The sequence below is a fragment of the Roseateles sp. genome (assembly GCF_047654805.1).
In the GTDB taxonomy this organism is placed as follows: Bacteria; Pseudomonadota; Gammaproteobacteria; order Burkholderiales; family Burkholderiaceae_C; genus Pelomonas.
This window is the reverse complement of record NZ_JASGIV010000001.1, coordinates 2,031,161-2,055,166: the sequence shown is the minus strand read 5'-3', so window position 1 is coordinate 2,055,166 and position 24,006 is coordinate 2,031,161. Positions and strand designations below refer to the sequence as shown.

Below are 24,006 nucleotides of genomic sequence, written 5' to 3'. Positions count from 1 at the left end.
CGTAGTGGTCATCTACATGATATGGAAGACCATACGATATGTAAAACCATATCTTTGAGGATGCCGCCCGAGCCAAGCGGCAGCGTCCGCAGCCCACGAAGAAAAGAAGCCCGCCGCTGGCCAATAGGTCAGGGCGGGCTTGTGGGTTGGATGCGCGAACTCAGTGGTAGTCGCTTTCGCGCTGGTGACGAATGGCGCCGATGTGGACTCGTTGCTCGGCCTTGATCTCGAAGAACACGACGTAGCCGCTCGCCCCGAAGGGGATGATCAGCTCACGGGTAAACGGGCTGGTACCGGCCTTGCGGCAGCTGAACGGGCTGATCGACAGGAAACGACATCCCTGCCTGATCACCTCAACCGCTCGCGCGGGAATTTCGAGATCGCCTGAAGGGCTGTTCAACTCGCGCTCGAAGGCGTGCTCAAACAACCTGACGAGATCCTCTTCGGCCTCACGGCTGAAGACGACCTGGTAGATCATGCAGAGGACTTCTTCTGACGCTGACGCGCGGCAGCCACCTTGGCTTCCAGCTTGGCGATGACAGCATCCGCAGGAATCCAGTCACCCGCTGCTTCGGAGCGCGCGATTGACTGCAAGCCGCGTCGCACGAACTCTGCCTGATCCCGGCGACGGATCACCTCGGTTCGCACAGCCTGTTCGACGAGCGAGGCCAAGGTCTCGCCTTCTTCCAGCGCCTGCTCGATCTCTTCGCGGAACTGCGGTTCGATCCTCACGGGTGGGATGGTGGTGGTCTTCATATGGGCACTGTATCGCGATTGCGATACATGCGCAACATGCATGGGGACACTCATAGGGTTGGCGGCCGAGCCGCGGTTGATGATGTCCACGGCAATGCCACACACGCGACCGTAAGAACCCGGGTCAGGGCGCTACGAAGGTCGGGCGGCCGAGGCGTCACGAGGCCTGCGGTAGGCAGAAACAATGAACCTGATGGCGCGCATCTCTGCGGGAGATGCTTGACGCCAAGGCCGTCCCGTCGCGGTCAGCGCTTGAGGCAAGTCTGTTTGGCGCTTGAACGGCACATGGCTGTGCCGGCCGCGACGCTCGCAGTTCCAAGCCTGCGATGCACGGACGAGTCGCGCCTTCGAGCCGGGTAGGGTGAACCAGCGTACCCGTCCGCCAAGTTCATCTGGAAGAGCCCGTGGAGCGGACTTAACCCTTAGTGAGAGCACTTGCGAACACAGGATCGAAGACGCCCCGTCCTGCGCGAAAGTCTTCTTCCATCAGGCGATCGAAATCCGGGCTTCCGAACTCGCGTCCGACAGCGGGCATCCGATCCCACGTCTGGTCTTCCAGCGAGCTCTCCAAGCGCCGCATGAGCAACATTTCGGTGAGCCGGTTGATCCGGGCGCGGCGCTTTCGTTGCGACGTCATCATGCCTAGATCGTCTTGCCGGCTAGGAAAGGGCGGCTGCACTGCCATTGCACCTCAGGCAAGGCTGCACAGATCGAGGGGAAAGCTGACATGGCTTCGCTCCTGAAACGGTATGCCTGAGATCTCTGCTTGGGCCGACGGCGGCGACGCCCTCAAGGGCAGGCCAGTTCCAGCGGATGCGCGCCAAATCCTGTATCGACGCAATACAAGGACCGTATCGCCAAATGTTGCCCTAACTCATTGATTTACAAAGCATTTGTGCAGTTATACGCTTAAGGGCGTCTGCATCGGAGCGATCTGTAGTCCGGCGCATTGGAAGGCGCTGGAGCAGCGAAGTAGGGCGGTGACATCCAGACGGGACGGGTTGGCGCGGACTTCCATGCCAGCCGGGTACGTCCGGCGCGACCACGCCCCTCATTGAGCTGTTTGCCCCTGGTCGTGCCCCTTCGTCAGCCAACTGGGCCGGCATTGCCGACAGCGTCGCGCCCCGCGCCCTATTGAAGTGTCCTAGCCAGATCAGTCTGTTCCGCAACTAACGGAAAGGAGCACTAACGACAAAAGCCAAGTCCTGCTGGAACAGAACTTGGCCTCGATCCTTCTTACCTGTCGACTTGGCCCACTTGCAATGGCTTTGTCTGTGCTGAACGGTAGTCCTGGTTGGGATTGCTGTCAAGCACGGGCGGGGAGGGCTTTTGCCCAAAAAAGTTCGACAGGTTCCGCCTGCACCGCAGGCAACGCACTCCATCACCAAGTAGGAGCAGCGATGAAGAACCGGTCAAACCTTCCATCGAACAAGGCCAGTACGGGCGCCAGGCCCGGCGTGCGCTTGCGCGGCCAACTCGCAGACGTCTACGACGCGCGAGGCCACTCCACGGGCAAGCTGTGGTTTCAGTACAGCGCCAAGGCCCGCCGTGACGTGGCGTTCGGGGCAGAAATCGAGTACCTGCATTTCCTCTATCTCGAGTCGTCGTTCGACGTCTGCGGTGTCGACTACAGCCCAGCGCTCAAGGTGCAGCGCGCCGTCGGCGGTAGCTTCGTTGAGCATGTCGATGCTGAGATCGTCATGGCCAACGGCGACGTGGTCTGGCGCCATGTGTGTGCTGCCGACCAGGCGGCCGCAGTTCAAGGAACGCAGAGCCAATTGCAGTTGCTGCTGCAAGCCGGCTGCATGCCCGATGGCGCGCCGACTCCGCGCCTGGAGACGCTCACCCACGAAGACATGCTTGTTGCACCACAGCGAATCCGCAACTGGCATGCCGTTGCAGCCTGGCTAGCGGCCGGCCGCGATTGGGCGCTGACCGAGGAGCAGTTGCAAGTGGCCGCCTTGATTCGTTCGAAAGGACGGGTGGAGTTCCAGGAGGTGCTGGCGCTGGGCGAGGGAACGGAGCGCGCCGATCTCTACGGCGTCGCGCTCTTCCGGTCCATGCAGGCCGGCGCGTACCGCAGCAACCTCTTCGATGCGCCGTTCTCGATGCGCACGTTCTTCGCCGAAAAGCCGGAGGTCGTATGAGTCGCCAGCGCTTCACATACAAGACCCTCTCGGCCGAACTGCGTGACACCTCGAAGTGGCAGGTAGTGGACACCAGCGGCATGGAGTCAGCCGCAGTCGAACGCTTCGAGCGTCTCATGCCCGCCGTCAAAGACTACCTGAGCACCGGCAAGCTTCGCGCCGCGGCGAAGACAGCTCAGGTGTCGGCGGACGCGCTGCTGGATCAAGTCAACCGATGCCTGCAACCTCACACCGATGGCGGTGTCGTGGGTTGGGCGGGACTGATCTACGGCCTACGACTGTCCGACTACGAGCGCACGAGCGAGCTTCCCGCCGGGCCAAACGCGAGTCGCAAGGGAGCCAGCGGCGCCTTCCAGCGATTTCTGGACGAGAACCTGTACATCAAGAAGGCCTTGAACGAGGTCATCCGCAAGGGAACCGGGCAGGGAAAGGCGCGGGCAGCCTTTACGCCGGCCAAAGCGGTCTGGCGGACGTTCGTCCAACTGGTGGAGAAGCGCTTCACGCCTGACCAGTACCCCCGCAACCAGAAAAACTGCGCCCGGCGGTCGGTTGAGCGCTATGTCAAAGACATGATCGCCAGCGACGCCAAGGCCCGCTCCAGAGCCGTAGGGGAGGCAGCAAAAAGGGCAGGCCAAGTGGGGAACGGTCTGTGGTCATTCGATCTGACCACATCACCGCTGGATCTGGTGTGTATAGATGCCCACCACGTCGATTGCATTGGAACGATTGAGGTCGAGGGGCCTGCAGGCCCACAGCTGATCCCTATTGAGCGTCTGTGGATCTACGTCGTCGCGGACTCAGAGTCACGCGCAATCTATGGGTACGCCGCGTCCTTTCGGACGGAGCCTACGGCGTCGCAGATCGAGTTGGCCCTGGACATGGCCACGAAGCCCTGGACACCGCGCGAGCTGAAGATGGGCGACGTCAGCTACAAGGAAGGGGCCGGCTTCCCAATGGGCTGCGTTGATGGCTTTGTGTTCGCCCCTGCAGCCTTGCGGATGGACAGCGCCATGCAGAGCTTTGCCAATCGCATCGTCCATCGGGTGCGGCGGCGGTTTGGCTGCGCGTTGAGCTGGAGCGCCGTCGGTGCCTGGTATCACAACGACACCATCGAACGGTTCTTCGGATTGCTGGAGCGTTTCGGCTTGCATCGGTTGCCGACGTCGGTCGGTTCTGGCCCAGCAGACCCGAAGAAGACCGATGGCGCCGCCGCGGCCAGCAAGCTCAAAGTTACGTGGCAAGAGCTGCTTGATCTCCTGGACGTCGCGATCGCCGAATACAACGCGAAAGGCCAACCCGGGCTGGGTTACCGCTCACCGCTTGAAGTGCTGCGAGATCACTTCGACCGAGACCGTCAGCGGTTCGTGCCCCGTCCACAAATTCCTCCAACGCTGCTGACACCACGCCTCGGCGTGGAGATCGAAACGCACACGGTGCGCGGGTCCTGCGCGGCCGGAAAGTTGAAGCGCCCCTACGTTCAAGTCGACAAGGGGACCTACACGAGTCCTGAACTCGCGTCGCAGTTCGCGTTGATCGGCAAGCCGCTCGTTCTCCATGTGCACGAAGAAGACATGCGAACGGTCGAGGCGTTCCTGGAAGACGGCACCCGCCTCGGATGGCTGACCGTTCGGGAGAAGGGCTGGCGTCGTACCAAGCACTCACGGGACATCCGCAAGCAGATCAACCGCATGCGCGACGCGCGGGAACTCGCCGACATCCGCGGCGGCGACTACGTCGAGGCATTCCTTGTCACCGACCGCCGTAATGGAGCCACCGATGTTCGGCATATTGGAGCCAGGAACAGGTGGGTAGAACGGGCGTCCCGAGGGGGTTACGCCGGGGTGGATTTTGAAGGCTTTTGCGATGCCGGTTTTGCGCCGGCTGCGATCTGCTTCGGAGCCCGGTACGACTGCCCGTCCAGCACCAGGCAATAGGCGTTGTGACGCAGCCTGTCTAGGCTCGCGCTGGCCAGCAGCCGGTTGGCCGGGAAGGCCTGGTCCCACTCGGTGAAGTCCAGGTTGCTGGTGACGATGGTGGCGGCCTGCTCGTAGCGTTCGGCGATCAGATCGTGCAAGTCCTCGTCGGCCGGCGCGCGCAGCGGCTTGAGGCCGAAGTCGTCGATGATGAGCAGCGGCACCCGGGCTAGGCTGGCGAGTTTGCGTTCGTAGCTGCCGGTGGCGCGGGCCGCGTTCAGGCTTTGCGTGAGGCTGGCGCAGGTGGTGAAGACCACGTCCACGCCCTGGCGCACGGCGCAGTGCCCCAAGGCCTGCGCGAGGTGGCTCTTGCCCGTGCCGCAGGGCCCGACGATTAGTACCGGAGCCTTCTCCCCCAGGTAGCGCCCGGTCGCCAGGTCATGCACCAGGGCTCGGTTGAGCTGGGGCAGCCGCTCGAAGTCGAACTGTTCCAGCGTCTTGGTGGTGCGGAACTGCGCGCGGCGCAGCCGGGTGGAGAACTTCTTCTGCTCTCGCCGGGCGATCTCGTCGCTGATGAGCAGGGCCAGGAAGTCGGTGTAGGCCATCTTGGCCTCGATGGCCTGGCGGTTGCGGGCTTCGAGAGAGTCGAAGATGCCGGACAGGCGCAACTGCTTGAGCTGCGGTGCCAGTTCGGGGGCGGGGTTCATGGCGCTTCTCCTTCAGGGTCAATGCAGCAGGTCTTGCTGCGGGTTGGTGGATAGGGACGGGATGGCATCGGCGAACAGCTCGGAGGCCGGCCGCGTGAAGCGGGTGCGGCCGTAGCTGGCGGGTGTGGCTGCGGGGACGTCGGCACGCTGGTCGGCGCCGGTGGCCAAGATGGTCTTGACGGTGCGGTAGTGAGGCGAGCCATGCGCCAGCGCGCGGGCGCAGGCGGCTTCCAGCCGGGCGGCGCCATAGGGCTTGAGCAGCGCCAGTACGCCCTGTGCCGCCCGCAACCGCTCCAGGACCTGGTCGCGCAGCAACTGCTCGATCAGCGCCGCGCAGGAGACTCCGATGCGCTCGGCCTGGGTCGCGCACCAGGCACGGTCGCGGCCGAAGAAGGCTTGCGCCTCGGGCGGCAGGTGCTCGCGCACGCTCACACGCTGCCCCGGGCGCCGGCCGCGCGGATGGGTGGCGACGTGGCGGTAGTCCTCGAACAGCGCCACGGCCGCGTCGGTGGCGCGCAGCCACAGGGTCTTGCCCACCAGCGTGAACGGCGCCGAGTACAGCACCCGCTCGAACTGCACATGGCAGTCGCGGTGCACGCTCACGCGGTGCCAACTGCCCAGGTCGGGTGCCTGGCTGGGGAGCGCCTGCAGTAGCGGCGCCTCCAGCGCGAACAAGGCCAGCGGCGTGCGCCGGGTGGTGCCGTGGCAGCGCACACCGGCCTCCTCGAGAACCCAGGCCCGGGCCTGCGCGTTGAGATCGGCCAGGTCGCGGAACGTGCGCAGCGGCAGGAAGTTGCCCTTGAGGTACTTCACGCCCGACTCGACGATGCCCTTCTTCTGCGGGTCGTGCGGCGGGCAGGGGTCGATCTTGAAGCCGTAGCCTTCTGCGCACTCGGCGTAGGCGCGCTGTACGGTCGGGTCCTGGGCGCAGGCGCGGGTGATGGCGCACTTGGCGTTGTCGATGATGACGCGCGCGGGGACGCCTGCGAACCACTCGAAGGCGCGGCGGTGGCAGCCCAGCCAGGTGGGCACGGTCTGGTCCCAGACGAACTCGACGTACTGGTGGCGGCTGTGCGCCAGCGTCATCACGAAGGCCCAGGTGCGCCGGGGTTGGCCATCGGGGTGGAGGAGCGTGGGGCCGGCGCCGAAGTCGACCTGAACTGCGTCGCCTGGCTCGAAGTCGAGCCGGCAGGTGGTCTCGGGCGGGAGTTGCTGGCGGATGTCGGCCACCAGGCGGCGCACGGCCGAGTAGCTGCCGGCCCAGCCGTGCCGGCGCTTCAACGCGGCGTGGATGGCCGTGCCCGAGACGCTTTGCTCGACCCAGGCCGCGATCTCGCTGCGATGCGCCTCCAACGTGGAGATGGTGGTGCTGGCCTTGCGCGGGCTGCCCAGCGCGGCGGCTATGGCTTCGTCGTCGGGCAGGGGCTGGGTGGTGTCCAGCCAACCGCGCTCGGTGGCGATGCGTCGCCACTGCGCTGCCTTGGGCCGACCCATGACACGGGCCGCGGCGATGTCGCGGTCGGAGTCGCCCTGGCGCATGCGCAGCAGGGCCTGTCGGTAGTGATGCATCTCGAATCTCCTGCGCGCCATCCCTGGCCCTCCGGGCAAATGACCCGAAGGGTAGAGATGGCCTCGCGGTGTTCGAGACACCCGTCAACCCGGTGCCGACTGGCTCCTATATGCCGATCCGGCCCTGGCTCCATTACGCCGATCACGCAGTGGCTCCAATACGCCGGTCAGCCGCTGGCTCCTACATGCCGATCACGGACTGGCTCCTATACGGCGGTCGGTGACATTCCTTGAGCACCTGGCGCGCAAGGCGCTGGAGTCCGCTCGGGCGCGGCCAGACCGAGTCTCTGAGGACGCCACCCAACTCGCAGAGGCAATCCGCACGACAGGCGCGCCGGTGCCCCGCGTTGGCGCGCCCAAACCTGAGGTCGCTGACGTGATTCCGATCCGGCCAGTCCCGATCCTGTTGAACCTGCCAAAGCCCTCGTGGGGCTGAAAACGGCTAACCATTCATCCAAACGGACAAAACCAGGAGCTTCAGCATGAACGCAACCATCACCCCCATCGACGATGTCGGCCAGCGCCGCGCTCTTCGTCAACAGGCACTGTGCGATGCCGCTATGCGCCAGGAGTACTACCTCTCTCATCCGCTGGTCACGGATTCCCTGCAGTTGGCGACCCAAGCCGTCAAAGAAGTATTCGAGATCGTCCAGCATCTGATCATCCACCGCTTCCCTGGATCTCCATTCGTCGGCGCCTTCCGAATGGGCAAGACACAGACCATCCAGATCCTTTGCGAGGAACTGCGGCGGATCTTTCCGAAGCTGGCCATCGGAACTCTCATTGCCAAGAAGCACGACAAACCTACGGAAAAGGCTTTCTGGGGCGACGCGCTGGACGACTACGAGCATGGTGCATCGCTGTACGGATCAGCCGCCGAACGGCGCCGACGGTTCATGTCGATGATCGTTGCCGCCGTCCGGTCCCTGAGCGGAGACCACTACGTCTTCTTCATCGACGAGGGCCAGTGCTGGAGCTTGCTCGAGTGGGTCTGGATGCGCGACCTCACCAACGACTTGAAGAAGCGGGGCATCCGGACCACCACCATCGTTTTCGCGCACGAAGAGCTTCACGTCTTGCGCGACATGCTGATGAGCGTAGGTCGTACTGACCTCCTGGGACGGTTCTTCCTGAAGCCTCACGTCTTCCGCGGTCTGCGCGATCGCGAAGAACTGCACGCCATGATGCAGGCCCTTGACGACCCGTCGAAACACGAGCATCCCCTTGGCAGCGGAGTCTGCATGTCAGAGTTCTTTCTGCCCACGGCGTACTGCGCGGGCTGGCGTTTGGCCGAAGAGGCACCACTGCTTTGGGCTGCCTTTGAGCGGGTGGCGGCCCGCCAAGGTCGCAGCGCCGGTGATATTGGCATGCAGTGGGTCATGTCTTCGATTCGGGCTTGGCTGTTCCTCGTGGCGCAGCACGACAGCGCAGGCTTCGCACCCACGCCGGAGTTGTGGACCGATGCCGTCGACGCAAGTGCCTACCAGAGCAGTTTGCAGTGATGTCGCGCGGCAACCTCGGAGCACTTCACCTGGCCGACGGCCTCGTCGTTTCCGACAGCTGGTTCTCGCCAGGGGAGGGGCCCTTTACCGTCTTGGCCAAATTGGCCATTGCCAACGTGCTGGATGCCAAGCGGATCTGTCGGGTCTTTGGCGTACGACCATCCCAGCGCCCCGAGGCAACTCCGCACGGTCGCAGCTTGCTGCACCTGGAATGGCTAGCTCGTAGCCGATCCGCGCCACAGCTCGCCGCGAGTCTATGGAAGAGAGGACTGCTGAGCCAATCCGAACGCTGGGGCCGGGCGGTCGCGAGCGACAGGGCGCTGCGCTACTGCCCGACCTGCTTGTCGATGGGCTACCAGTCTGTGATCTGCCAGGTGGAGGGGCTGGCTCGGTGCCCACAGCACAACGACTGGCTCCTCGATCATTGCAGCGCATGCAACGCGCCGACACCCCGCTATGCGGTGACAGCCGAGGCCTTCGATGAGCCGCTGATTTGCGGGCACTGCCGGACTGCATACGCGCCGATCTGGGGGCCCGCCGGCGGGGGGCAGTTCCGGACGCGCATGGGAGATGAGGGCGCCTATCTCCGTCTCGGCCGATGGTTCGCGCGTGCTGATGCTCTGGACGTCCAATGGCCCGATCAAGTCGGATGGTTGGCCGATCCACGCGCCCCAGCCCAAGCCGTCGAGGCGAACAAGCGCGTGCACATGCTGGGCACCCTCACCAGCGTGGCGCCGCTGTCGGAGCAGGCTGCGTGTTGCCATTCGGACCTTTGGACTGGGACCTGGGCATTGAGCTCGAGTTCACCTCAGGCTTACTCCGCCAGCGGCGCAACCCGGGATGAGCTCACCCAGGCGCGGGTTGCCATCTACAAATCGATCCGCCGACATCACGCGAGACGTTTTGGCGTGAAGGTCGAAGCGCACATCGCAGGCGGCAGCCAGCAGATGGTCCTGAGCAGCCACGGAATGGTGATGCCTTGCAACGAGCACGTCGATCCCGCTCGTCACGGGTTCCTCGCATGGCGGCTCAGATTCGAGAGCAGTGCAAGCGGGCAGGGGAGCAGCAGTCGTCTCAGCCTCTTTCAAGTGCTGCTGCTCTGGCCGGTGGACTGGTCGGCGTCCGACGCCGCGTGGGGGCAATTTGCATACCGATGCCTTCTGTTGGATATCGACGCCGCGCGGGAATTGAACAAAGCGTTGAAGGGGCTGGACTACGACCGGCCGGAGGACTTCCCAGCTTGGCTCGAAGTCGTAGGCCTCTGGTGCCACAGGTTCGGCTCCCAGACACGTCCATGGCCGGACGGCCTTAGCGCTCTACGCCTGCCAGGTGCCGCGGGCAAACCTGGCGACCTCTACCTCATCGCGGCTCGTTCGGCCGCATTCGACCAAGGAACGACCCATGAATGCTGAACTGCAACCCAGAATTCCGTCGATCACCACGTTGGAACGCTTCATCGCGCCGCCGGGGTTGAATGGAAGTCACGGGAGCAATCGCCTGGACCGTGGCCGCAAGTCCACAGAAGCAGACAACGACGTCGACGCCGTGATCGCATGGCTGTCCAGCTTGACCGACGCATCCGATGCCACCATCAGCAGCTACCGCAGCGCGGCCGAGAAGCTTCTGAACTGGTCATGCTTCTCGCGCGGAAAGGCGCTGTCTTCGCTGGACGACGCTGACCTCCAAGCGTTCGTGGAGTTTCTAGCCGCGCCGCGCCCTGCGTTGGACTGGATATGCAAGAGTGGCGAGTCGCGCGACTCCCAGGATTGGCGCCCTTTTACAGGTCCGCTGTCCATGGCATCCGTCCGGCTGGTGGTTGCTGCGGCGGCGGTGCTGTTCAAATGGATGGGCGTCACGGGCTATGCCTCGATGCCGCCCATTGCCGACAGTCGACTTGTGCGCAGTGGCCTCGCTACACAGGGACTGGCAGCGAACATCTCGGCACGCGGCACGCCGCGGACTCTCAGTCGTGAGGCTTGGACTTGGGTCATGGAGGTTCTGATAGCTGGCGTCGAGCCTACTTCTCGACTCGCGATTGAACTGATGTACTTCGCCAACCTCAAGGTGGAGGAGATTCGCCAATTGCGGCTCGCTGATTGCGTCGCGCCGTCGAGCGACAGCGTGGCCTGGCGGCTGCAGCTCGAGTCAATGACCAATTGCCTGCAATGCGTCTATGTGCTGCCACCCCTTGGCAAGTCTCTGTCAGAGCTCTTCGCGGCGCACTCGGCGCAGCCCAGTACGACGTTGTCGGCGCTGGAGATGAGGCAAGGGTCGGAGTTGCTGTTCGGCGGTGGCGGTCGCGACCGGATAGCGGGGGCCGTCAGAAGCGTGCTGCGACGCGCTGCAGACCTGGCAGAAGCTGACGGCGACGCCCAGAGCGCGGAAGAACTGCGCGGTGCGACCTTGACCTACTTCCGGGGTGCCCTTGAGAGCCATTCGGGCGGCGATCGCGCGTTCATTTTGGGGTTCATCGCCAACGCCAAGGGCTGCCGGAGTGTCACGGCCGAGTACTTCCGACGGATCGTCTTGGACAACGAAGCGACTGCTGCTGGGTGGGCACGGCTCGCCGAGCATTGGCAACCCTATAGCGAGCGGCTCGCGCTGGCCTCGAAAACGACGGGCACCACAGGCTGAGCACGAGAGCCTGCGAGCACTTGGCTCAGATGTCGGACTCCCGCTGCTCATGCGCCCGTGGGCAGCAGTATTGAAGCAATACAAGTGGCGTTCCCATGGGTGTGACAGGCCCATTCGCAGAAACAGCTTGGCTCATCGATACGCTGCCATCGGGCTAGCTCAGCTTTAGAGCTCTGGCGTCAATAGCTGGCGAAAGGAAGGGCGTGCATGTCGCAAGAGGACGATCAGGTTGTTCTGGCGCAAATCGGACAGTACATGGTGCTGCCAGCCGGGCCGACGCCACGCATCTTGACGGCGAACGCCCCAAGCCGCACGTTGCACGATCACTTCCTTGCCTTCCTCGCCAGCAACAACGAGTCTGGCTTTGACGAGAGCGCGGTTGCACAACTCCCGGGCGGCTCAATCGGTGACCTCATGTTGCTGGTGGCGCAGAGAGAGTCATTGTCAGTTCGCTCTTTCAAAGACGAGGCTAAAAAGCTGAGGAAGGCATCAGGGGGAGCACTCCGCCATGTGCAGTGCCTGGAGCTGTTGTCACGACTTTTTGGATACAAAGACTGGAACCATGCGTGCGCCCGTGTAAGTTGCGATCGCCTGGCCAATAGGCGCAACCGCGACCACATCAACATGAAGATCTTCAACGTGATGTTCAAGTCTGAACCGGGTGGTCGCCAGCGCGCAAAGCTGGTTCGCTAGGTCGATGCTGTCGCGGAACAGCGCGTCGTAAAGGTCCTAGCGGAATGGAATTTCGCCTCGCTAGGACAGTGTTGACGCGAAACGGCCCATCGGAGGGGGTGTTTCTTGTCGGACAGCTACCAGCAAGGCCATTTCGCGAGCGTTTTTGATTTTACATAATGCACATTGTCGCTTTTTTGAATGGTTCTTTTGGTGTTGCATTGGAGTGCGCTGCCCTCTGAGATTCGCAGCAGGAAGTTCTTGAGCTTCATGCAGGACCTGGGTAAAACCGTTCGCGAACTTCGTGTCGTCGTTGCAGGCACACCTGAATCGAACGATTCAGTATTTGCACTTCGGCTGCGGCAGGCCTCTAACGTGCGACCGCGCGGCGCGCTGCTGAAGTCTTTGGCTTTCCTGTCGCAGAGCCAGAAGCAGCGTTAGGTGGCGCGCCAAGCATGGCGGCGACAGCCGGGTCTTTCGGGCGATTTCCAGAGTTGATGAAATCGCATAGCTGCTTTGCCGCACCCTCCGGGTCGGCACCAACGCCACGTAGCGCTGGGGGCAAATTGCTGCTGCGCATGACGGAGCGCACGTACCCATCAATGAAGGCCTGCTCGATGACGAGCATCGAGCCCAACTCGTAGAACGCAGCCATGCCGCGGATATACCGTGCTTTTGTGATGTCAACGAACGACGACGGCACCAAGCCCGCCGCCAGCAGCGGCAGGTTGGCGGCAATACGCGACGTGCGCTTGTTGCCGTTGGCAAAGGACTGGACGTAGGCGATGCGCGTCAACAGGTACACGGCTGCCTCGACTGGCTCCAGAGTCTTGGCGGTATCGACGATGCGGACCAGTACATCGCGGGCGTGGCTTGTGCCAGGTCGGTGGGGCGGCAGGTATGCCGAGTTGGCTAGGTTCACGTCTTCGTAGACCCGTGTCACCCCACGCTGCTCCTTGGGAAGGAAATGATCGGACGTGGCTAGGTCAGCCTTGCCGTGGTCGTCGGTCAGCAGCGCATGCATGGCGCAGATGTTCTCCACGGTCAGCTCACGGTGCGTCCACAGATGTTCACCAGCTCGCTTGTGGTTTAGCGCGAGAACTGCGTCCTCCATCGGCTTATCCGCCTCGCGCTCCCCATACATCACGAGGGCCTCAGTGTCGATCTCGGTGTAGGTGCTTCCCTCAAGGACCCCAGAGGCCCACGAGTAATCCACCAGGAACCGCGAGAGGTACTTGCGATCCATGGGGGTGGCCAGCCTCTGGATCTGCGTGCAACGCTTCGCCCGCTCGGGGTCAATATTGGGCGTTGGACCCAGCAACTCCTCGCGAAACGGCGTGAGTGGCCGCATGCTGGCTGGACGCTGGAAGAATGCCTCGACGTCCGCAAGGCTGAAAGGACTCAACGTAACGTAGCGCCTGGCGGGACCACGGCCTATGGGTGTCACGGAACCCTGGCCCACCAGGCTAGACAAAGTCCTGTTGAGCGTAGAACGGCTCATCGAGTCACCGATCAGCTCCATGAGGCGCTCCGGTGCTATGCCGGTAGGCCCAGAGTCACGGATCAGCTGCTCGACTGACTTTTGCATGACAAGATTTTATCAACACTAAATATTTGATGCAAAAGAAGAATTTACATTCTGGTCAAGAACATCTGTCTTCGAACTTATCTTGTCACGGCGGTTCACAGGCCGGGCCGTCCGCAGTACCTTGGAGCGTGCTTCCACCAGGCTCAACGTGGCGCTGAGTACGGCTTCGCGCTGACCGGTTTCAAGGTGGACATGGCACGCGTCAGGGCACGCAAGGACGCCATCGTCTCGAACTCGCGCAACAACCTGGAGCTTCGTGAACGTAGGCGGTCGGGCCCTTCGGCCCGACATCCCGGGAATCGACGACGTACCCAACGGCTGGTGAAACGTTTCAGGATCGCCGCGCTGTACACGGCCGAGGCATCCCGATGCCGGTCAGCGCCTGGCAATCCAAGTTCCTTCGAAGGATGCATGCCACCTGCTCCCCTGCCCTCTGGTGCCCGCACCGCAAGCTCTATGGGCGCCCTGCCCTGCGAGCAGGCATCCAGAGCGTCGTCCTTTGGTAACGACCCCTCGCGTCGCAGCGCCTGCGGATCTGGCGTGCCTGCCGTGGGCAAAGTTCCAGGTTGGCATCAGCATCATTGAGGAGGTGTTCTTCGCCTGGGGTTCCGCGCGATGACCCGGCGCTGCTCCGGCCTGCGTAGACTCGCCATCGCCGACAGGCCTTGCCAAGGGCGAGAGGGTTCTGACCGACGGGCGCAGGGAGATGCGATGACACCCTACAGCAGCACTGCCGCGGATCTGTTCTTCCCGGAGCAGCGTGCCCCGGTATTTACCAGCCAGGTCACCAACAAGGACCGGGCCGTGGCCATCGAGGCGGCACGGCTGTCCTACTACCGGTTTGAGGATGCTCTGCACGGGCAGCAAAACCGACTGGCGCTAGAAGCTGGCCTTGCCCATGCCGGCTTTCGCCAGTTCGAGTATTTCGAGGCCACCGTGCCGGGCATGGAAGTCCTCATGCTGCCCGACCAGCCCTTCCATCTGCCGGAGTCGATCGCTTCCACGCTCCCGCGTATCGACGCGCTGGACGACTTGCTCCAGCCGTTCGGTCATTCATTGAAGTCATTGGCTGAGCAGGCGGCCACGACAGCGCTCAACCTGCCGGGGACGGCGTCCAGCGTGCTCCATCGCACCCTCGACCGTGTGGTCCCTGGGCTGCGCCTGTTCAGGAATCCCACCGGCACGCAAGCCTTCGCGGCACTGCGTGACGACAACCTGGGGATACTGGTCTTCCGAGGTTCGCAGGCTGACACACTGGTGGACGCGCTGATCGATGGCCAGTTCCTTCAGGTCCGAGCCGATGGCTGGACCGGCGATCTGCATCATGGCTTTGCGCGCGCCGCCACGGCCATCTGGCCGAAGGTGGACGCCTGGCTGCGAAGAAACCCCGACGCTGACCTGCTCCTATGCGGCCACAGCCTGGGCGCCGCGGTGGCGACGCTGGTGGCCGTACGTGCCGGCCGTCCGGGCAGGACGCAGTTGGTGACGATCGGATCTCCGCGGGTGGGCAACATGGCGTTCGCGGAGGCATTCGCCGGCGCGGGTATCGATGCGGTCCGGATCGTCGACAACAGCGACGTCGTAGCGACAGTGCCACCCAAAGGCGTTCCCCATCTGGACTATGTGCATGTGGGTCAGGTTGTCGAGTTCATTGATTCACAGGGGGTGCAGGGCGGCGCCAGCCCTGCGGCCGACCGGAACACGCCGTCGCCGACGCTGCTGCAGCTCGCTACGCAGTTGCGCGCAGGCGTTTTCCTGCCGCTGATGCTGACGGACCACGCCTGCGTCAACTACCTGCGCGCCTATTGGCCCTGAGCTGCCGGTGGCGCCACCCAAGCCAGCCAGTTCGCTCGAGCATGTTCAGTGAACGCGGTGGCCCGCCTAGGTTTGGTGCCACCATGCGTACGCGACGTAGGCCGTGCCGAAGATGTAGAGCGGCGTGAAGATGCGCTTGTTGTGCTTGGCGAGCCACAGCGGCAGATAGATGTCGAAGTTCGCTTCGCGTCGATCGGTGTAGCGGGCAGCGAGCCCCGTCAGCGGACAAGACCATCTGTTGAACAGCAGCACGCAGACCTCAATGGCGACACAGCCAACGAGCACCAAGGCGAGCGTGAAGTTGCCGCGCCAGGCCGCAAATGGCGCACCGAGGATGCAGGCCACAAAGAAAACCCAGATGACGGTGTGTGCAGCCTTGAGGATTCCAAGGGAAGTCTCGGTGTTCATGCGCCTGATGCCGAAAACCGCTCGCCTCTGTACTGGTGGCGGCCCAGCGCCGAGCCCGATCAAGGGCTTACGGGCATCGCGCTCACCGAGTTCTGAACCGAACCGAATGTTCATTCAACTCTGAACTTTCACGCATTCGCAGCCGGGTCATTGACGGCCTGGCCGTATGCCGCCGCGACCAAACTTCGCAACTACCTACCCTGCCCAATCTCGCGCTGCGTGCCATCCGCAAGGACAACCCCGACGCCAGACTGATAGCGAATCTCCACAAGGTCTCCCAGCGTCACTGGCGCAGTCAGTAGCGCGAGGCGGTGTCGATGAAGATCGCCTTGGCGGTTGATTCGCTGGACAACCTCGCCTTCGCCGATGTCAACGATTGGTCCGACGAAGAGCTGTGTTTGCTCGGCCCCAGTTGCAGGGGCCTCCAGTGCCACGCCGATGATGCTCTTGGCCATCTCGGCGCAATCGTCGAACGACCGGTTGAAGGCCAGTGCATCGATGCACTCGAATTGGTCCCGCATGGCATCGTCCCGCTCACCCATGCGTTGCAAGAACGTGCGTCCGTGCCTGGCCATGAAGGGCGCGACTACGGTTATCGACGCCGGATCGGCGACTGCGACGGCGCAAAGGTCGAACAGGTCGCGCGCCTTGGGTCGGTCGCCTCGATGCCAGAACTTCTTGGCAATGATCTCGGCGTTGGTCTCCACGCGGATCTCCATGCCGGCGTGAGTCACCAACTCGAAGGGCGAAGGGGCAACGGCGTGCCGACCACGATGTCGATCTCCCCTTCCGGCAGGTTGAGCTTGATGAACTCCGCGTTTTCCTCGTAGTCATCGGACACGTCCAAAGCGGCATCGCTCAGCCGCGGATTGACATAGCCAAGGTACTGGGGATCCGGCACGAAGAGGTCGATGTCTTTGCTCTGCCGATGGTTGATGCGAAGCATCAGCACCGTGCCCCCACCGAAGGACCATTGCGGGTTGTGGGTCTCCCTCTCCAAATGGGCCATCAGCCCCAGTGCCTTGGGGAAGAGATCCGTCCAGATCCCGGGGCGGGTAAGGTCGGCTTTAAGCATTCCAGATCCCCCGGATGACCTTCAGATTGCTGGCAAGGCTGCGCATGTTCTTCCAGACCAGCTCGCGCGGAACCGAAAGGTCTGCATGGATCTGCTCGACGGCCTTGGCCAACATCGAGACAGGGGCCTCTTCTAGCAGCGTGCCGACGTGCGGGGCGTAGCTGGCCGGGACTTGGCCTGACCGCAAGGTCTCACCGAGGACGGTGGCAGGCATCGCCTGCGAGTAGCTCACGCTGGCAGTGCGTGCGGCCGTTTCCAGCGGCGGCGTGCTGACGGCGCGCTGCTTCAGGCGGGGATGAGCCGGCGCGATAGTGAGCCCGAGACCAAGCACGTCCAAGAGCGCGGCCGTGCGCGAGAGGCTCAGATCCTTGATCTTGCCCGACTCGACCTCGTTGACCGTCGAACGCGACAGCCCGGCGAGGTCAGCCAGCGCTTTCTGCGTCAGCCCCATCTCCGTCCGACGAGTGCGGACGGCTTGGCTCAGTTCGTGTGATGCGTACATGCATCCAGCCTATCAGGGCCAACAGAAAATGTCCAAAATATCAGACATCCATTTCCGCTCGCTCATTCCTTTTGCAGCAAAACGCCACGCGGCCCAGTGAAGGATCTTGGCGACGTCATGCCGCGAGCCGCAAACGGCCCTGCAGGCGACTTGCCGAAAACTGCCCAGCTCTGTACTTCGCACGGCCCGACATCGAGCCCAATCAAGGGCTTGCGGACTTCGTGCTCACCGAGTCCTGAATCAAACCACATCGTGTCTTCAGGACACCGGTTGGCCGATCAAGGCAAACAGGCCGTTCTAGAGGTACCGCATCGTTCCATGCATGCAATGCATAGGGTTAACCCTTGCATTGACTGGTAATAACCCTAAGATGACGACCACATCAACAAAGGAAGGAAAAACAAATGGAACTGCTGATCGTGACCCTGACGCTTGCAACGCTCGCCATCGTCGGCCAACTGCGGGATGCCGTTGGCGGCGAGGGCAATAGCCTGCGCGGCTGAGCTTGCTTGCGGGCCCGAGCCCGCTTTTCGTCTCTCAAGGGCTGCTTTGCAGCCCTTTTGTTTTGCTCGTTCGAGGTCTGACTTATATTGAGACCATATAGAAACGATCAAATAATCGATATTTTGGAACTGGCAGCCACGCCTAAGCTCGCGGGCGTTCCCTGTCTCTGCCATGTTCCATGCGAATCACCAAGCTGACGACCTACCGCCTCGCGCCGCGGTGGATGTTCCTGAAGATCGACACCGACGCCGGCATCAGCGGCTGGGGTGAACCCGTCATCGAGGGCAAGGCGCGCAGCGTCGAGGCGGCCGTCCATGAGTTCGAGCCGTACCTGGTCGGCCAGGATCCGTCGCGCATCAACGATCTCTGGCAGGTCATGTATCGCGGCGGCTTCTACCGCGGCGGCGCGATCCTGATGAGCGCGATCGCCGGCATCGACCAGGCGCTGTGGGACATCAAGGGCAAGGTGCTGGGGGCGCCCGTGCACGAGCTGCTGGGTGGCCTGGTGCGGGACAAGATGAAGGTCTATTCCTGGGTCGGTGGCGACCGCCCGGCGGATGTCATCCGTGACATCAAGCGCCTGCGCGAAGGCGGGTTCGACACCTTCAAGATGAATGGCTCGGAGGAGATGGGCCTCATCGATAGCGCACGCAAGGTGGACGAGGCCGTGTCCCGCATCGCCGAGATCCGCGAGGCCTTCGGCCACGACATCGAGTTCGGCATCGACTTCCACGGCCGCATCGGCGCGCCGATGGCCAAGGTCATGCTGAAGGCGTTGGAGCCCTACCGCCCGCTGTTCGTCGAGGAGCCCGTGCTGGCCGAGCAGGACGAGACCTATGCCCGCCTGGCCGAGCACACGGCCATCCCGCTGGCAGCCGGCGAACGCATGTACTCGCGCTTCGAGTTCAAGCGCGTCTTCCAGGCCGGCGGCCTGTCCATCGTTCAGCCAGACCTCTCGCACGCCGGCGGCATCACCGAGTGCATGAAGATCGCCTCCATGGCCGAGGCCTACGACGTGGCCCTGGCGCCGCATTGCCCGCTGGGGCCTATTGCGCTGGCGGCCTGCCTGCATGTCGACTTCGTCTCGCACAACGCCGTGCTGCAGGAGCAGAGCATGGGCATCCACTACAACCAGGGTGGCGAGCTGCTCGACTATGTGCTGAACAAGGAAGACTTCCACGTCGAGAACGGCTACATGAAGCCACTGACCAAGCCCGGCCTGGGCGTGGTGGTGGATGAAGAGAAGGTCATCGAGGCCAGCAAGACGGCGCCGGACTGGCGCAATCCGTTGTGGCGCCACGAGGACGGGAGCGTCGCCGAATGGTGAACGCGGCCCGCCTCATCGCGCTGGACTGGGGCAGCACACGGCTGCGCGCCTACTTGCTGGGCGCGGACGGCTCCGTGCTGGCCTCGCGCGAATCCGGCAATGGCGCCTCGACGCTGTCGGGCGAGGCCGCCTTCGCGCAGGCCTTCGCGGCCATCCGGGGTGACTGGCCTGCACTGCCCGTGCTGGCCTGCGGCATGGTCGGCAGCCAGCACGGCTGGCGCGAGGCGCCCTATGCGCCCTGCCCGGCCGACGCCTCCGCACTGGCCCAGCACGCACTGAGGCTTGACGAGCGCTTCTGGATCCTGCCGGGCCTGATGCACAACGAGGCCAGGCCGGACGTCATGCGCGGCGAGGAGACGCAGATCGTCGGTGCCCTGGCCTTGCATCCCGAGCTGGCCGAGCAGTCCTGCCTGGTGCTGCCTGGTACGCATTCCAAGTGGGCCCGTGTCGAGGCCGGGCGGGTGACGGGTTTTGCCACTCACATGACCGGCGAGCTCTACGCGCTGCTGCGCCAGCACTCGGTGTTGGCCCGGTTGATGCCGGCCGAGGGGGCGTCTGCGCCCTCTTCCGGCGCTTCCCCCGCCTTCCTGGCCGGCGTTGACGCTGGCCGTGAGGACGGGGCCCTGAGCCACCAGCTCTTTGCGGTCCGCACGCTGGGCCTCTTCAAACGCCTGACGCCCGAGCAACTGCCCGACTACCTCTCCGGCCTGCTGATCGGTCATGAGATCGCACACGAACTGGCCGCTGGTGCGCCCGCGCGCCTGGCCTTGGTCGGCGCCCCCGCCTTGTGCGAGCGCTACGTGCAGGCGCTGGGCCGCTTCGGCCTGGATTCCGGACAGCGCGCGCCGCTGCAACTTGACAACACCGCGCCCGCCGGCCTCTGGCAGCTCGCGCAAACCATGGGGCTCTGACATGCTCGAGCAGGCACTGCAACAACTTCCCCTCGTCGCCATCCTGCGCGGGATCAAGCCAGACGAGGTCGAGGCCATCGCCGACGCTCTCTACACCGAGGGCTTTCGTGTCATCGAAGTGCCGCTGAACTCGCCCCAGGCGCTGGACTCCATCGGCCGCCTGGCGCGCCGCATGCCCGAGGACGCGCTGGTCGGTGCCGGCACGGTGCTCAGTGCCGACGCGGTACGCGACGTGCAGATTGCCGGGGGGCGCGTCATCGTCATGCCACATGCCGACGTGGCCGTGATCCGCGTGGCCAAGGCCCGTGGCCTCGCCTGCGTGCCGGGCGTGGCCACGCCGACCGAAGCCTTCGCGGCCCTGCATGCCGGCGCCGACGCGCTCAAGCTCTTCCCTGCCGAGCTGGTCACGCCAGCCGTCGTCAAGGCGGTGCGCGCCGTGCTGCCGCGCGAGTTGCGGCTGTTGCCGGTGGGTGGCATCACGCCCGACACGATGGCGCCCTACCGCAAGGCCGGCGCGGCCGGCTTTGGCCTGGGGTCGGCGTTGTACGCCCCGGGGATGAGCGCCGGCGACGTGGCTGCACGGGCGCGTGCCTTCGTGCAGGCGTGGCGCGCGTACTGACGACGCGCGACCCCACACAACAACAACACCGGAGACAGCCATGAATCGCATCCGCACGCTGGGCGTGGCGCTGTTGCTGGGCGCGCTCGGCGCCGGGACCGCCGCTGAGACCCTGCTCAAGCTCGATGCCAGTGCCCAGGCCGCCGCGCCGCAGGCAGGGTATCTGAAGCTGGGCACGGCGCGCTCCCCCCAGGGGCACACGCTGGCGGCCAACAGCCAGTACCTGCTGCGTGATGGACAACCCTGGCTGCCGGTGATGGGCGAGTACCACTACAGCCGCGCGCCGGCCTCGCAGTGGGCGACGCAACTGCGGCTGATGAAGGCTTCGGGCATCGACATCGTCGCGAGCTATGTGTTCTGGAACCACCACCAGGAGCAACCCGGCACGTTCAACTGGAAGGACAACCGCGACTTGCGCCGCTTCGTGAAGCTGGCCCAGGCTGCGGGCCTGCAGGTCGTGGTGCGCCTGGGGCCTTGGGCGCATGGCGAGTCGCGCTACGGCGGCATCCCCGACTGGGTGGTCGACAAGATGCCCACGCGCAGCAACGATGCCGAGTACCTCGGCCATGTCGAGCGCCTCTATGCCGAGATCGGTGCACAGATCAAGGGCCTGCTGTGGAAGGACGGCGGCCCGGTCATCGGCGTGCAGCTGGAGAACGAATACAACATCCGCGGCGCCGGCCGTGGCGAGGAACACATTGCCGCGCTGAAGGCGCTCGCACTGAAGGCCGGCATGGACGTGCCGCTCTATACCGTCACCGGCTGGGACGGCACGGTCTATCCGTCCGGCGAGGTCATGCCGGTCTTCGGGGGGTATCCGGACGAGCCCTGGGCGACGAGCACGAAGGAGCTGCCGCCCAAGGAGACACACGCCTTCCGCTTTGACACCCGTGTCAGCGGCGACCTCGGCGCGCAGACCCGCTCCCATGCACCAGGCACCGCCGAGACCGACAAGGACAAGGTGCCCTTCCTCGGCGCGGAGTACGGTCCCGGCCTGCCGGCCATGTACCGCCGACGCACGCTGGTGTCGCCGGACGACATCGCGGCCATGCTGCCCGTGCAACTGGGCTCGGGCGTCAACCTGTTCGGCTACTACATGTTCCATGGCGGCCGCAACCCGGTGGGCGCCGGCGGCACGGGGCTCGAGGAAAGCACGCTGAGCGGCGGCTACAACGACACGCCCCGCATCAGCTACGACTTCCAGGCGCCACTGGGGCCTGACGGCCAGCAGCGTCCGGTGCTGGCCAAGCTGCGTCCGTTCCACTACTTTCTACGCGACTACGGGGCCCGGCTTGCCATCATGACGGTGCGCCAGCCCGAGCGCGTGCCGGCCACGCCCGCCGACCTGCAGACGCCGCGCTGGTCCGTCCGCGCGGCAGGTGACAGTGGCTTCCTGTTCTTCAACAACCACGTGCGCCAGTACGCCATGCCGACCCAGGCGGGCGTGCGTTTCGAAGTGAGGCTGCCGGGCGGCACGGTGACGCTGCCCAGCGTTCCGGTCGACATCCCCAACGGGGCCTACTTCGTCTGGCCCATCAACCTGGACCTGGACGGCGTTGCGCTGCGCCATGCGACGGCCCAGCCGGTCACGCGCATTGACGCAGGTGCACAAGGCATCGTCCATGTCTTCGCCGCGACGGCCGGTATCCCCGCCGAGTTCGCACTGACTGAGGGCGTGAGGACACTGAAGGCCGATACCAGCCTGCAGCGCATCGGCAGCACCAGCAGCGGCCGTCCTGTCAGCCTGCTGCTGCTGGCGCCCGAGCAGCTCGAACAGCTGAGCGTGCTGGATCTGGCCGGCCAGCGCCGCCTCGTTTTCAGCGAACAGCAGGCCTGGGTGGCAGACGGCAAGCTGCAGCTGCGCGGCATCGGCCCGCTGCCGCTGCGTGCCGCCGTCTTCCCGGCGCTGCCCAAGCCGCGCGCGGCTGGCCTGCAGGTCAGGCTCGATGGTGTGCTGCAGCGCCTGGAGCTGGCTGGCGACGACACCCAGCCCATGCTGCAGATCAGCCCCTTGCGTCCCGCCCGCAACGCCCCCAAGGTGCTCAAGGGCGGCCTGGCCGGCGCTGCCGTGCAGCCCATACCCGAGGCTTTTGCCAGCGCCGCGACCTGGGCGCTGAAGCTGCCCGCGCAACTGGCTCCGCAGGCCGAGGACGTGCTGCTGGAGCTGGACTTCGTTGGCGACATCGGCCGTGTCTTTGCCGGTACCCGCATGCTGGACGACTGGTACTACAACGGCCAGCGCTGGCAGATCGGCCTGCGCCAGTTCGCGCTCCAGCCCGGCCAGCAGCTCGAGCTGAGCGTGCTGCCGTTGCGTGCCGATGCGCCCGTCTATATCGATGCCGCGCATCGCCCGACCTTCGCCGACGGCCAGTCCCAGGTCGCCGAGCTGCGGGGGGCGCGACTGCTGGCGGTCCGGCGCCTGGCCATCGCGCCCTGAGCATCGCCATGCCGACGAACAACGAACTCGACCTCGCGCTGCCACAGGGCGCCCTCCTCGGCGAGGGCCTGCTGTGGCGGGACGGCCGCTGGTGGTGGACCGACATCGAGGCCGCCACGCTGCAGGCCTGGCGCCCAGGCGAGCCGGAGCCGCGCTCCTGCCGCCTGCCGGATCGGCTCGGCAGCTTCGCGCACTGCCGCTCCGGCCGCGTGCTGCTGGGCCTGGCCAAGCGCCTGGCGCTGGCGACCTTCAGCGACGAGCTCGAACTGGGGCAACTGCAGACCCTGGCCCCTGTTGACGCCGCCGAGTCGCGTACCCGCATCAATGACGGCCGCACCGACCGGCGTGGCTATTTCGTCTTCGGCACGCTGAACGAAGCCAGGGAGCGCCGTGCCATTGGCAGCTTCTACCAGTACTCCATGGCTCACGGCCTGCGCCGACTCGCCCTGCCGGCGGTGGCCATCGCCAATAGCATCTGCTTCAGCCTCGATGGCCGCACCATGTACTTCTGCGACTCGCTGACCCAGCGCATCCAGCAGTGCGACTACGACGCTGCAGACGCCCAGGTCGACAACGTGCGCCCGTTCGCGCACATGGACCGCGCCGATGCCTGGCCCGACGGCTCGGTCATCGACGCCGAGGGCTGCCTGTGGAACGCCCAGTGGGGCGTCGGCCGCGTGGCACGCTACGACCCTGAAGGCCGTCTGATGGGCGTGTGGACCGCCCCGGCCGCCCACACGAGCTGTCCCGCCATCGGCGGCGACGGCCTGGACCAGTTGATGCTCACCACCGCGCGCACCGAACTGAGCCGCGAGGCCCTGGCCGCGCAGCCGCTGTCCGGCAGCCTGTTCGGCCTGCGCCTGACCCCGGGCCTGGGTGTGCCCGATACCCTGTTCGACGATTAAGGAGACGACATGAAG

At 64.6% G+C, this 24,006-nt stretch carries 22 protein-coding genes; 12 read left to right on the top strand and 10 right to left on the bottom strand.

The features are described from left to right. Positions 1–160: 160 nt before the first annotated feature. From QM732_RS09110 to QM732_RS09100, 3 genes are all read right to left on the bottom strand, one after another. On the bottom strand, positions 161–478 hold the full coding sequence (locus QM732_RS09110) for a type II toxin-antitoxin system RelE/ParE family toxin (RefSeq protein WP_415655849.1): 318 nt from the start codon (positions 476–478) through the stop codon (positions 161–163). Beyond that, positions 475–756 carry a YlcI/YnfO family protein gene (locus QM732_RS09105; protein WP_415655848.1) on the bottom strand — a complete coding sequence of 94 codons (282 nt, stop codon included), beginning with the start codon at positions 754–756 and terminating at the stop codon, positions 475–477. The genes QM732_RS09110 and QM732_RS09105 overlap by 4 nt, the downstream gene beginning before the upstream one ends. Positions 757–1,171: 415 nt before the next feature. After that, on the bottom strand, positions 1,172–1,396 hold the full coding sequence (locus QM732_RS09100) for a hypothetical protein (protein WP_415655847.1): 225 nt from the start codon (positions 1,394–1,396) through the stop codon (positions 1,172–1,174). 823 nt (positions 1,397–2,219) lie between these two features. On the opposite strand from QM732_RS09100, the gene QM732_RS09095 reads away from it, so the two are divergent. Together QM732_RS09095 and QM732_RS09090 are read left to right on the top strand one after the other, a co-directional pair. Continuing rightward, positions 2,220–2,903 carry a hypothetical protein gene (locus tag QM732_RS09095; protein ID WP_415655846.1) on the top strand — a complete coding sequence of 228 codons (684 nt, stop codon included), beginning with the start codon at positions 2,220–2,222 and terminating at the stop codon, positions 2,901–2,903. Continuing rightward, positions 2,900–4,837 carry a hypothetical protein gene (locus QM732_RS09090; protein ID WP_415655845.1) on the top strand — a complete coding sequence of 646 codons (1,938 nt, stop codon included), beginning with the start codon at positions 2,900–2,902 and terminating at the stop codon, positions 4,835–4,837. Before QM732_RS09095 ends, QM732_RS09090 begins: the two co-directional genes overlap by 4 nt. Here the strand turns inward: QM732_RS09090 and istB are convergent. Both istB and istA read right to left on the bottom strand, forming a co-directional pair. Further along, positions 4,735–5,523, bottom strand: coding sequence for an IS21-like element helper ATPase IstB (gene istB, locus QM732_RS09085; protein ID WP_415654867.1), 789 nt, complete (start codon positions 5,521–5,523; stop codon positions 4,735–4,737). The genes QM732_RS09090 and istB overlap by 103 nt on opposite strands. A gap of 18 nt (positions 5,524–5,541) precedes the next feature. Further along, positions 5,542–7,092: an IS21 family transposase gene (istA, locus tag QM732_RS09080; RefSeq protein ID WP_415654866.1), complete on the bottom strand. Its 1,551-nt coding sequence runs from the start codon at positions 7,090–7,092 to the stop codon at positions 5,542–5,544. 482 nt (positions 7,093–7,574) lie between these two features. Here istA and QM732_RS09075 point away from each other — a divergent pair, with 482 nt between their 5' ends. From QM732_RS09075 to QM732_RS09060, 4 genes are all read left to right on the top strand, one after another. Then, positions 7,575–8,594, top strand: coding sequence for a hypothetical protein (locus QM732_RS09075; RefSeq protein ID WP_415655844.1), 1,020 nt, complete (start codon positions 7,575–7,577; stop codon positions 8,592–8,594). Further along, positions 8,594–10,006 carry a hypothetical protein gene (locus tag QM732_RS09070; protein WP_415655843.1) on the top strand — a complete coding sequence of 471 codons (1,413 nt, stop codon included), beginning with the start codon at positions 8,594–8,596 and terminating at the stop codon, positions 10,004–10,006. Before QM732_RS09075 ends, QM732_RS09070 begins: the two co-directional genes overlap by 1 nt. Then, complete coding sequence (locus QM732_RS09065; RefSeq protein ID WP_415655842.1) at positions 9,996–11,228, top strand: hypothetical protein; 1,233 nt, start codon at positions 9,996–9,998, stop codon at positions 11,226–11,228. Before QM732_RS09070 ends, QM732_RS09065 begins: the two co-directional genes overlap by 11 nt. Positions 11,229–11,435: 207 nt before the next feature. Further along, complete coding sequence (locus QM732_RS09060; protein ID WP_415655841.1) at positions 11,436–11,921, top strand: glyoxalase superfamily protein; 486 nt, start codon at positions 11,436–11,438, stop codon at positions 11,919–11,921. A 349-nt stretch (positions 11,922–12,270) separates the two neighbouring features. On the opposite strand, the gene QM732_RS09055 is transcribed toward QM732_RS09060, so the two are convergent. Then, entirely contained in the window at positions 12,271–13,422 is a 1,152-nt protein-coding gene (locus QM732_RS09055; RefSeq protein WP_415655840.1) for a Fic family protein, read from the bottom strand. Between the two features lie 777 nt (positions 13,423–14,199). Here QM732_RS09055 and QM732_RS09050 point away from each other — a divergent pair. Beyond that, positions 14,200–15,303, top strand: coding sequence for a lipase family protein (locus QM732_RS09050; RefSeq protein WP_415655839.1), 1,104 nt, complete (start codon positions 14,200–14,202; stop codon positions 15,301–15,303). Positions 15,304–15,369: 66 nt separating this feature from the next. Here QM732_RS09050 and QM732_RS09045 read toward each other — a convergent pair whose 3' ends face one another. The 4 genes from QM732_RS09045 to QM732_RS09030 all read right to left on the bottom strand — a co-directional run bounded on the left by QM732_RS09045 (position 15,370) and on the right by QM732_RS09030 (position 17,288). Continuing rightward, positions 15,370–15,711 (bottom strand): hypothetical protein, encoded by a 342-nt coding sequence (locus QM732_RS09045; RefSeq protein WP_415655838.1) that lies wholly within the window; start codon positions 15,709–15,711, stop codon positions 15,370–15,372. A gap of 191 nt (positions 15,712–15,902) precedes the next feature. Beyond that, entirely contained in the window at positions 15,903–16,418 is a 516-nt protein-coding gene (locus QM732_RS09040) for a nucleotidyl transferase AbiEii/AbiGii toxin family protein (RefSeq protein WP_415655837.1), read from the bottom strand. Between the two features lie 23 nt (positions 16,419–16,441). Further along, on the bottom strand, positions 16,442–16,786 hold the full coding sequence (locus tag QM732_RS09035; protein WP_415655836.1) for a nucleotidyl transferase AbiEii/AbiGii toxin family protein: 345 nt from the start codon (positions 16,784–16,786) through the stop codon (positions 16,442–16,444). Further along, the gene (locus QM732_RS09030; RefSeq protein ID WP_415655835.1) at positions 16,779–17,288 is read right to left on the bottom strand and encodes a helix-turn-helix domain-containing protein; all 510 of its coding nucleotides are present in this window, start codon (positions 17,286–17,288) and stop codon (positions 16,779–16,781) included. Before QM732_RS09030 ends, QM732_RS09035 begins: the two co-directional genes overlap by 8 nt. 682 nt (positions 17,289–17,970) lie before the next feature. On the opposite strand from QM732_RS09030, the gene dgoD reads away from it, so the two are divergent. Genes dgoD through QM732_RS09005 form a run of 5 tightly spaced genes read left to right on the top strand, consistent with a single transcriptional unit; the run spans position 17,971 to position 23,991 of the window. Continuing rightward, positions 17,971–19,119, top strand: coding sequence for a galactonate dehydratase (gene dgoD, locus QM732_RS09025; RefSeq protein ID WP_415655834.1), 1,149 nt, complete (start codon positions 17,971–17,973; stop codon positions 19,117–19,119). Then, entirely contained in the window at positions 19,113–20,030 is a 918-nt protein-coding gene (locus QM732_RS09020; RefSeq protein ID WP_415655833.1) for a 2-dehydro-3-deoxygalactonokinase, read from the top strand. The genes dgoD and QM732_RS09020 overlap by 7 nt, the downstream gene beginning before the upstream one ends. Position 20,031: 1 nt before the next feature. Then, positions 20,032–20,649, top strand: coding sequence for a 2-dehydro-3-deoxy-6-phosphogalactonate aldolase (locus tag QM732_RS09015; RefSeq protein WP_415655832.1), 618 nt, complete (start codon positions 20,032–20,034; stop codon positions 20,647–20,649). 40 nt (positions 20,650–20,689) lie between these two features. Beyond that, complete coding sequence (locus QM732_RS09010; protein WP_415655831.1) at positions 20,690–23,086, top strand: beta-galactosidase; 2,397 nt, start codon at positions 20,690–20,692, stop codon at positions 23,084–23,086. Between the two features lie 8 nt (positions 23,087–23,094). Further along, positions 23,095–23,991: an SMP-30/gluconolactonase/LRE family protein gene (locus QM732_RS09005; protein WP_415655830.1), complete on the top strand. Its 897-nt coding sequence runs from the start codon at positions 23,095–23,097 to the stop codon at positions 23,989–23,991. The last annotated feature ends 15 nt before the right edge of the window (positions 23,992–24,006 follow it).